The following is a 9,147-nucleotide window of genomic DNA, read 5'->3' on the forward strand; positions in this document are numbered from 1 at the left end:
GGGGTCGACCCGTCGGTCTTCCGGCCGGCCGGCACCACCGGAGTGCCGGCCACCGCCCCGGTGGTCCTCTGCGTGGCGCGGCTGGTCCCGCGCAAGGGGCAGGACACGCTGATCCGCGCGCTGCCCGCGATCCGCCGGGCCGTGCCCGGGACCACCCTGGTGCTGGTCGGCCGGGGCCCGGACGAGGACCGGCTGCGGGGCCTCGCCGGCCGGCTGACCGAGCCGGGCAGCGTGGTGTTCACCGGCGGCCTGGACCACGCCGGGACGGCCGTCCACTACGCCGGCGCGGACGTCTTCGCGATGCCGTGCCGCACCCGGCGGCTGGGCCTGGAGGCCGAGGGCCTGGGCATCGTCTTCCTGGAGGCGGCCGCGGCCGGCCTCCCGGTGGTGGCCGGCCGCTCCGGCGGCGCCCCGGACACCGTCCTGGACGGCGTCACCGGCACGGTCGTCGACGGCCGCGATCCCGCCGAGGTGGCCGCCGCCCTGACCCGCCTCCTGCTGGCCCCGCCCGCCGAGCGGGCCCGGATGGGGGCGGCGGGGCGGCGCTGGGTCGAGGAGCACTGGACCTGGGAGGCCTCGGCGCGGCGGCTCACGGAGTTGCTGGACCCCGCTTCGCCGCTGCCGGGCCCGGGCGCCCCGGCTGTTCCGGCTGTTCCGGCTGTTCCGGCTGTTCCGGCTGTTCCGGCTGTTCCGGCTGTTCCCCGTCCCCCGGCCGCCCTGGTCCTTCCAGTCGCGCCGGCTGTGCCCGGGCCTCCGTCCGCCCAGGAGGCTCCGGCCGGACCGGTCACTCCGCCTGCCCCCGCAGGTGCCTGACCAGTCGGGCGATGGCGGGCGCCCCGCCGTTGGCGCGGACCGCCGCCACCCAGTTCCTCGCCTGGCCCGGCAGGTCGTCGCGGCTCGGGCAGGAGAAGCTGAACAGCCAGACGTGGGCGGACAGATCACGCTCCGGCATGGCCCTCCACTCCTCACCCCCGGCCGCCGTCAGCATGTCCTGACAGGCCGCCAGCGCCCGGTCGCCGTCCCCGGCCCACTCCTGCCGCAGCCACAGCAGGAAGTTGGTCTGCGCCGCCGTGGTGTCCTCCCTGGTCGCCTCGCCCTTGAGCAGCCGGTTGACGATTGCGCTCTGCGGTTCCCGTGTCCTCTCCATGACGCCATCGTTCCGGCCGCACAACCCCGGTGACAAGTGGGTGAATTGCCGTCGGACGGGCGGACCGGTCACTCGCCGCGCAGGTGCGCCAGCACCGCGAGCACCCGCCGGTTGCCCTCGGTCGGGTCCAGGTCCAGCTTCATGAAGATGTTCCCGCAGTGCTTCACCACCGAGGCCTCGGTGATGCTCAACCGGGCCGCCACGGCCTGGTTGTTGAGGCCCTCGGCCAGCAGCGCGAGCACCTCACGCTCGCGCGGGGTGAGGCGGGCCAGCGGGCGGTCGCCCGACCGGCCGCGCAGCAGCACCCGGACCACGTCGGGGTCGATCACCGTCTCCCCGTCCGCAACCCTCCGCAGCGCGTCCAGGAAGTCCGCGACGTCACCGACCCGGTCCTTCAACAGGTAGCCCAGACCGGCCGGTTGAGCACCGGCGGCGGCCAGCAGCCGGGTCGCGTACGGAGTGGCCACGTACTGGGACAGGACCAGGACGGGCAGGCCGGGGTGGCGCTCGCGCAGGGCGAGGGCGGCGCGCAGGCCCTCGTCGGTGTGGTCGGGGGGCATCCGGACGTCGGTGACCACGATGTCCGGCCGCTCGGCATCGACGGCCGCGGCCAGCGCCTCGGCGTCGCCGACGGCGGCGGTCACCCGGTGGCCGCCGAGGGCGAGGAGTTCGACCAGTCCGGCGCGCAGCAGCACCGCGTCCTCGGCGATCACGACCCGGAGCACGGGACCTCCAGCCGCAGCGTCGTCGGGCCGCCCGTCGGGCTCGTCACCATCAGCCGTCCTCTCAGCAGTGCCACCCGGTCGGCGAGTCCCGCCAGTCCGGCCCCGGCGGCCGGGTCCGCCCCGCCGCGGCCGTCGTCGGTCACCTGGACGACCAGCCGGCCCCCCGCGACCCGCCCGTGGACGGTGATCGCGGTGGCGCCGCTGTGCTTGGCGGCGTTGGTGAGCGCCTCGGTGACGGTGAAGTAGGCGGTGGTCTCCACGGCCGGGTGCAGCCGCTCCGGGAGCTCGATGTCGGCGTCCACCGGGATCGGGTGACGCAGCGCGACCTCGGCGACGGCGGCGGCGAGCCCGTGGTCGGTGAGCACCTGCGGGTGGATGCCGCGCACCAGTCCGCGCAGCTGCTCCAACGCCTGCCGGGCCTCGCCGCGCGCCCGGGTGACGAGGTCCGCCGCCCGGCCCTGCCGGTCGCGCAGCTCGTACTCGGCGAGCCCGAGGGTCATGCTGAGCGCGACCAGCTGCTGCTGCGCCCCGTCGTGCAGGTCGCGCTCGATCCGGCGCCGCTCGGCCTCGAAGGCGTCGGCCAACCTGGCCCGGGAACGGGTGAGTTCGAGCACCTGGCGGCCGAGGTCGTCCTCCCGGGGGGCGAGCAGGAAGCGGGCCAGCGCGACCTCGGCGGCGGTCAGCAGCGCCCCGGCGTACGCGCAGAGCAGCAGGCCCGCCAGCCCGGCGGCGGTGAACGGCAGGGCGGCGAGCGGCCCGGGGACGGCGCGCCCGGGGATCAGCATCACGGTCTCCGGCGCGAGCGCCCAGACCACCAGCGGGGAGAGCACGTACAGGCCGGAGAGCACCAGCAGCGCGGTGAAGCCGAGCGCGGCGGCGGCCAGCACCGTCGAGGCGAGCGCGGCATGGGCGAGTTCGCGCCAGGTGGCCCGCTCGCGCAGCCGGGTGCGGATGCGGGCCCGGCGGCCCGCCCCGGGCAGGCTGCGGTGCGGGTCGGGCAGCGGGACCGGCTCCACCAGCCGCAGCCGCCACCGGGCCGCGGTGGCGGTCGGAATGCCGATGAGCGCCAGGGCGACCAGCAGCGGGATCCCGACGCCGATCGCCCCCAGGCCCAGGCCGAGCACCAGCAGCACCACGAGGACCGCCAGCAGCACCGGCCCGAGCAGCGCACTGCCCAGCAGGTACGCCCAGCAGCGCGGCACCCAGTGGGTGAACGGGAAGCGCAGCGGGTGCGCCCACAGCGCCTCGCCCACGGCCGTCGGCTGCGGATCCGCCTCGCGGCCCCCTTCGCCGCCCCCGCCGCCCTCGCCGTCGCTGACCTCGCTCACCCGGTCCACCCTAACCGACGGGCTGACGGCCCTTCGGGTCCTCCGCCGGGGCCCCGCCCTCGGCCGCCACCGGGGCCGGGCGCGGCCGGGCCAGCGCGACGGCCGCGATCACCAGCGCACCGCCGACCAGCGCGTTCCAGCCCACCGGCTCGTGCAGGAAGGCCACGCCCAGCGCCGTCGACCAGAGCGGCATCACGTACGTGACGGCGGAGGCCACCGTCGTCCCCGCGCCGCGGACCAGGGCCAGATTGAGCAGGTACGCCAGGCCGGTGCCGACCACGCCGAGCACCAGCAGGGCGAGCGCCGGGCCCGCCCCGGGCCAGTGCGGAGCGCCTGCGGCGAGCGGCGCTACCAGCGCCAACTCGGCGGAGGCGCAGGCGATCTGGAGCGCGGAGAGGGTGGTCACCGACTCCGGGCGGCCGGACAGGAAGCGGCGCAGATAGGCGAAGCCGGCGCCGTAGCAGCAGGCGGCGGCCAGGCAGGCCAGCGCGCCGGCGGTCGCCCCGGCGCCGAGGCCGCGCCAGACCCCGAGCACGGTGAGCACGCCGAGGAAGCCGAGCCCGAGGCCGGCCAGTCGGCGGGCGCCCGGGCGGCGCTCCCCGGGGACGGCCAGCACCGCGAACAGCAGGGTGAACAGCGGGGTGGTCGCGTTCATCACCCCGGCGAGCACCGAGCCGACCCTGGTCTCGCCGAACGGGAAGAGGGTGAACGGCACCGCGTTGAGCAGCACCGCCACCACCGCCGAGTGGCCCCACAGCACCCGGTCGCGCGGGGCCCGCTCGCCGCGCACCACGAGGATCGCCCACAGCGCGGCCGCGCCCAGCAGACAGCGCCACAGCGCCACCCAGAGCGGCGGCACCCCCGCGTCGACCGCGACCTTGATCAGGGCGAAGCTCGCACCCCAGATCGCCGACAGGGCCACGAAGCCCGGCAGCCAGCGCCGCACCCCCACCACCTCCTTGTCCGTGTCCGTGGCCGCGCCCGTTTCCGCTTCCGTCTCCGTGGCTGCGTCCGTGGCCACGCTCGTGGCCGTGCCATCAACTGGACAGAGCGTGGCCCGGCACCGGACCATGAGTCCAACAAGTGGCAGCACACCCGCGATGAGGAAGTCTCATGACCTCGGACGTCAACCTGGCCCAGCTCAGGGCACTGGTCGCGGTCGCCGACACCGGCGGCTTCGGAGCGGCCGCCGACGAGCTGGGCATCAGCCAGTCCGCCGTCTCGCACGCCGTCGCCGCGCTGGAACGCAACCTCGGCGCGCCCGTGCTGCGGCGCGGCAGCCCGTGCCGCCCCACCCCGCTCGGCGAGCAGATCCTCCCGCACGCCCGGACGGCCGTCGCCTCGGCCGCCGCCGTCCGCGCGATCGCCACCCGGCACTGCGGCGGCCTGACCGGCACCGTACGGCTGGCGGCGCCCACCACCGTCTGCCAGGCGCTGCTGCCCGGGCTGCTGAAGGACTGGCGGGCGGCCCATCCGCAGCTGACCGTCCGGGTCTTCGAGGGCGAGGACGAGGAGCTGGCGGCCTGGCTGGAGGCGGGCACGGTCGACGCCGCCGTGCTGGTGGACGCCGGTCCGCTGCCGCCCGGGGCGGTCGCGCTCGGCGCCGACTCGATGCACGCGCTGCTGCGCCGCGACCATCCGCTCGCCGACCAGCCGACCGTCCACGTGGCGGAGTTGGAGGACGACGACTTCCTGCTCTCGGAGGGCGGCTGCGAGCGTCACATCCGCGAGGCCTACCGGCGGGCCGGTACCCGCTTCACGCCCCGGCACCGCATCCGCGACCTGAACACCCTGATCGGCATGGTGCACGCGGGCGTCGGGGTCTCGGTGATGCCCGCGCTGGCGCTGACCATGCTCCCGGCCGACTGCGTGCTGGTCCCGATCCGGCCCGCCGTCCACCGGACGCTGTCGCTGACCGGGCCGACCGGCCGCCCGTGGGCCCCTGCGGTCAGCGGACTGCTGGCGGGGGTGGGCGCGGACACCGCCGTCGGGGCCTGAGCCCCCGGCGCCGGGCGCTCAGCTCCATCCGTCCGGCGGCAGCCAGGGCGGTACGGGCAGGTCCCACCGGACGTCGAACCGGGCGACGACGGCGCGCAGTTGACGGGCGTGCCGGGGCGACAGCGCGAGCATCACCGCCTCCAGCAGGTCCCGGTCGTCCCACGGGCAACCGCAGCAGAACCAGTACAGGTCGCGCTCCGCGTAGTCCTCCCACAGCCGGCGCTCGGGACGGTGGACGTACGCCCGCCACCGACGCAGTGCGGCCGCCGTGTCCCCGGGCCGCAGGTGGTTCCGCGTACGTTCGAGCCGCGCGATCTCGGCGAGGGCCCGCGCGGACACCCCGTCGATCGCCGGCTGCGCTCCTCGGACCCGGCGGCGCGGAAGCTCTGCGCGGATCCGTCCCGGCCGACTACGCGGCACGGTCCTTTCGGTCGGTCGTCATGGGCGCCATGCTGCCACGGGCCCGCCCGGCGATCCACGGCATTTCCGCCTGTCCGCGCACCCGCCGGACTCCTCGCGCGCTGTCGTGCCCGTGACGGACGGCCGGACTTGACGCGCTCGCCGAGCCCACGGGCTGGACCGGCCGAGCCGTGAAGTGCATGAGGCCCGAGATGCAAACCGCGGCCAGGGACTGGGCTGCCGGCGAGATCGCGCCGCTGCTGCTGGGCGGCCCTGGCATGCTCTTCATCCCGGCCGGCCCCCTCGCGATCACCTGGACCTACCGGAAGGTCGAGTTCATCTTCGACAAGCCGAACCTGCTGGGGTGCACCAGTTTCGGGTTCGCCGCGTTCGAGGTGGAGCCGCCGACGAAGGAGATGCTCCTGGCGGCCCTCGCGGCCCGATGGGCCGCGATCGTGGGCGACTACGCGGCCGTCGACGACTTCACCCGCAACGTCCTCGGCCACAGGAAGGCCCACGAGTGGCGGGACTCCGTGATCAGCGGGCTGCTGGGCGACTGGGTCGACCGTCTGGGCGGCTGCCTGACCGACCCGGAGCTGCTGGCCATCCTGCGCGCCTACACCGCTGCCGAGCGCCAACGATGGACGGAGCTGTGGGAGCACCGGCTCGGCGGCTTCCACCGGCGAGCACCCGACGGCACCGTCCGCGCGAGCAGGGGCAAGCGGGTGTGGCTGCTGGAGACGCCGAACCGCAACGGCGTGACGGTCCGGGACGTGTACCCGGACAAGCCCGCCCCCGGCGCTCTCGTCCTGGACCACGACTTCACGGATCCCCGGGTCGATGCCGTGCTCCGCGGCCTCGATGCGACGGAGGCCGCCGTCGCCAACCTCTGGGCCTCCCGCAAGGCCACCTGGGCCGACGCCGCCCTCGACCTCGGCCTGCCCGCCGCCTACGGGGACCGGGTCCGCCGCAAGCTCGGCCACCTCGGCGACCGGCACACCGAGCGCGCCCTCGCGGCCGCCGCGGCGGTGACCCGATGAGCCGCCGTCCGCCCGCTCCGGAAGCCGAGCGCGGCCTGCTGCTGCGCGTGCCCGCAGCGCCGACCTGCACCGCGATGGCCGGCACCGGCTCGGTCGGCGGCGCGCTGCTGTCGGGCACGGTGCCGCCGGACTCCCCGCTGGTGTGGCCGCTCATCGTTCTCGCTCTCGGCTCCATGGCCTACGACCTCGGCGTCAGGGCCCTGCGGCGGCGGAGCAACTGACGGAGAGGACGGGAGGGAACCCGGCCCGGCCACGGGCCGACGGCCCGTGGCCTGCCGACGGGGACGACGGCGGGCCACAGGGTGTTGCCGGCCGGGGACGGCATGCCGCGGGGCCCGGGGGATCGGGTCTGACCGCTTCCGCGCCCGTGGGTCGTCCCGGTACGCAGCGCCTGACCGTCGCCAGGGAGTGACCTCCGTCACATGATGTGACTGAGGGTAGTTGACCGTGAGTCAACTGTCAGGACGGGGTGCTGGGGTGCGATCAGCCGGAACGTATTTCCGTGAGGGGTGCGCCGCCCGAGTCTGTTGCGCTCCGTGTTCGCCGGTGATCTTTGAGTGAAATTAGTTCGGTCGGGGTGCGTGAACGGGAGGCGTCGGCCGCTTGACTGTCGGCAGGCCACAACGTGGCGCTGGCGAGGCAACACCTCGTCAGATTGTGACAAGCAAGGACAACTCCCTATGAACCGCACCTACATTCGACCCGCACCCGAGCGCAGAGAGGAACACCCCCCTCCGCCCGCCGGGCACCGCTCCGGGCGCCCGCGCCCGGACCGCCCGTGGGGGGCCTGATGAACGAGGAACCGCTGTTCGCCATAGGCCCGGATCCCGCCCGCGACCCCGACGCCGGACAGTCGGCCACACCCGCCGTGGACCTGCCGGTGGACCTGCCCATCGACTACGAGGCCTTCGTCCTGACCTACCGCGGCCGCTACCTGCGCCTTGCCGAGGAGATCCTCGGCGACCCGGCGGCCGCCGAGAAGGTCGTCCACCAGGTCCTCGTCCAGATCGCGATCCACTGGCCCCAGCTCCTGGCCGGCCCCGACGTCGTGGTCAACGCCTGGGGCCTGCTCTGCCACGCCCTGCGCTTCGAAGTCCGCCGCCGCGAGAGCGACCCCGAACTCATCGCCCGCCTCGAACGCCTGCGCGCCATGCTCGCGCAGATGCGCGCCGCACTGCCCGACGCCTACACCGTCGACGACGACGGCCGGGTCCAGACCGGCATCTTCGAACAGCTCGGCAGGCTCACCCCCCGCCAGTTCGACATCGTCATCCTCCGCGCGGCGAAGCGGTCCACGTACTTCATCGCCTGGTTCCTGGGTACGCACCCCAGCACCGTGGACCGCAACCTCAAGCGCGCCCTCGCCCAGCTGGAGGAAGGGCTGCACCCCCTGCACGTCCTGAAGTCCGCCCGCCCGACCCGCAGAGGAGCACGCCGGTGAACGAGCCCATCGCCGGTCCCCCGGAAGCCCACACCCCCAACCGCGCCCCCGGACCGTTCGCCGAGTACGAGCAGGACCTGGAGATCCTCGCCGACGACGGCGCCGGCACACACGCCTGGCCGGTCCACTACCTCGCCGGAGGCGGCCGAGCCGACGTCGCGCTCGACCTGGTCCTCGCGGAACGGGACAGCGCCGTCCCGGCCAGCGAGACCCCGGGCGGCCCCGGCTACGCGCAGGCCCTGCGCGCGATCGCCGCCGACGTCGCCCGCCACCGGGCCGGCACCTACCAGGAGCCGGAGTGGTGGAGCGACTACAACGGCGCCCGCCTCGGCCTGGACTCCCTGTCCCGCGACGCGATCTGCGGCCCCAAGGCCTCCGCCCTGCTCGCCCGCTTCGCCCACGAGGAGAGCCGCGCCCACACCGTCGTCTTCGACAGCAGGGTCGACGCGGACATCGAGATCGAGGGCGCGCGCATCTTCGGCTGCCTGCTCCACCTGGCCGGACACCCCGTCAGCGCGGCGTTCTGGTGGCGGATCGCCGCCGGCGCAGGCGACCAGCGCGCCGCCTTCGCCCTCTACCTCCAGCACCTCGGCGTCGGAGAACTCGACGAGGCCCAGTGGTGGCTGGCCCAGGCCTGCCAGGCCGCCGACGGCCAGGGCGCCGCCCCCGGCCTGCCACCGATGCCCGGCTACTACCGGACCCTGCCCACCGTGATGGGGCCCTGGCGCACCACCGAGAACTCCAGGCCCACCGCCTCGCTCGCCCGCGAGGTCGGCCGCCTGGTCGAGCACAACGACGAGGCCGGGGCCGACATCGACGGCATCGCCCGCCGCCCCGGACCGGGCCTGGCCAGCCGACTCAAAGAGCTCGCCGGCCACCGCTGACACCGTCCGGTCCCGGACCGCCGACCACGGCGGCCCGGGACCCCGGCCCGCTGCACGCCCCGCCCGGCCACGGATCAGCACCCATCTCCTGACGCCGCCCTGACGCCGAGTCCGACGGACTCCCCCCGGAGGAGGCCGAGATCCAGTGGGCAGACTCCCCTCCGTGCCCAGTACTAGTGGTCACC

General features: G+C 75.2%; 11 protein-coding genes. 6 read left to right on the forward strand and 5 right to left on the reverse strand.

The genetic code is table 11. From position 1 onward, the window contains the following. The coding region (locus tag ACIQOV_RS13835) for a glycosyltransferase family 4 protein (protein WP_401048377.1) at positions 1-813 on the forward strand (813 nt) is incomplete at its 5' end. Here ACIQOV_RS13835 and ACIQOV_RS13840 read toward each other — a convergent pair. The 4 genes from ACIQOV_RS13840 to ACIQOV_RS13855 all read right to left on the reverse strand — a co-directional run bounded on the left by ACIQOV_RS13840 (position 785) and on the right by ACIQOV_RS13855 (position 4,221). Next, on the reverse strand, positions 785-1,147 hold the full coding sequence (locus tag ACIQOV_RS13840) for a hypothetical protein (protein ID WP_401048379.1): 363 nt from the start codon (positions 1,145-1,147) through the stop codon (positions 785-787). The genes ACIQOV_RS13835 and ACIQOV_RS13840 overlap by 29 nt on opposite strands. Positions 1,148-1,215: 68 nt before the next feature. Next, positions 1,216-1,872, reverse strand: a complete 657-nt coding sequence (locus ACIQOV_RS13845) for a response regulator transcription factor (protein WP_359897632.1) — start codon at positions 1,870-1,872, stop codon at positions 1,216-1,218. Next, entirely contained in the window at positions 1,857-3,125 is a 1,269-nt protein-coding gene (locus ACIQOV_RS13850; protein ID WP_401048395.1) for a sensor histidine kinase, read from the reverse strand. Before ACIQOV_RS13850 ends, ACIQOV_RS13845 begins: the two co-directional genes overlap by 16 nt. An 85-nt stretch (positions 3,126-3,210) precedes the next feature. Further along, the gene (locus ACIQOV_RS13855; protein ID WP_401048382.1) at positions 3,211-4,221 is read right to left on the reverse strand and encodes a DMT family transporter; all 1,011 of its coding nucleotides are present in this window, start codon (positions 4,219-4,221) and stop codon (positions 3,211-3,213) included. Positions 4,222-4,313: 92 nt separating this feature from the next. On the opposite strand from ACIQOV_RS13855, the gene ACIQOV_RS13860 reads away from it, so the two are divergent. After that, the gene (locus ACIQOV_RS13860; RefSeq protein ID WP_401048384.1) at positions 4,314-5,198 is read left to right on the forward strand and encodes a LysR family transcriptional regulator; all 885 of its coding nucleotides are present in this window, start codon (positions 4,314-4,316) and stop codon (positions 5,196-5,198) included. An 18-nt stretch (positions 5,199-5,216) separates the two neighbouring features. Here ACIQOV_RS13860 and ACIQOV_RS13865 read toward each other — a convergent pair whose 3' ends face one another. Further along, complete coding sequence (locus ACIQOV_RS13865; RefSeq protein ID WP_401048386.1) at positions 5,217-5,537, reverse strand: hypothetical protein; 321 nt, start codon at positions 5,535-5,537, stop codon at positions 5,217-5,219. Positions 5,538-5,809: 272 nt separating this feature from the next. Between ACIQOV_RS13865 and ACIQOV_RS13870 the strand changes: the two genes are divergently transcribed. From ACIQOV_RS13870 to ACIQOV_RS13885, 4 genes are all read left to right on the forward strand, one after another. Continuing rightward, positions 5,810-6,637: a hypothetical protein gene (locus tag ACIQOV_RS13870; RefSeq protein ID WP_401048388.1), complete on the forward strand. Its 828-nt coding sequence runs from the start codon at positions 5,810-5,812 to the stop codon at positions 6,635-6,637. Continuing rightward, complete coding sequence (locus ACIQOV_RS13875; RefSeq protein ID WP_401048390.1) at positions 6,634-6,858, forward strand: hypothetical protein; 225 nt, start codon at positions 6,634-6,636, stop codon at positions 6,856-6,858. The genes ACIQOV_RS13870 and ACIQOV_RS13875 overlap by 4 nt, the downstream gene beginning before the upstream one ends. 569 nt (positions 6,859-7,427) lie before the next feature. Beyond that, a complete protein-coding gene (locus ACIQOV_RS13880; RefSeq protein ID WP_401048392.1) occupies positions 7,428-8,078 on the forward strand; it encodes a hypothetical protein in 651 nt (216 codons plus the stop codon). Beyond that, positions 8,075-8,962 (forward strand): hypothetical protein, encoded by an 888-nt coding sequence (locus ACIQOV_RS13885; protein ID WP_401048394.1) that lies wholly within the window; start codon positions 8,075-8,077, stop codon positions 8,960-8,962. Before ACIQOV_RS13880 ends, ACIQOV_RS13885 begins: the two co-directional genes overlap by 4 nt. Positions 8,963-9,147 lie beyond the last annotated feature (185 nt).

The sequence above is a fragment of the Kitasatospora sp. NPDC091257 genome (genome assembly GCF_044757675.1).
Classification (GTDB): Bacteria; Actinomycetota; Actinomycetes; order Streptomycetales; family Streptomycetaceae; genus Kitasatospora; species Kitasatospora lactacystinica.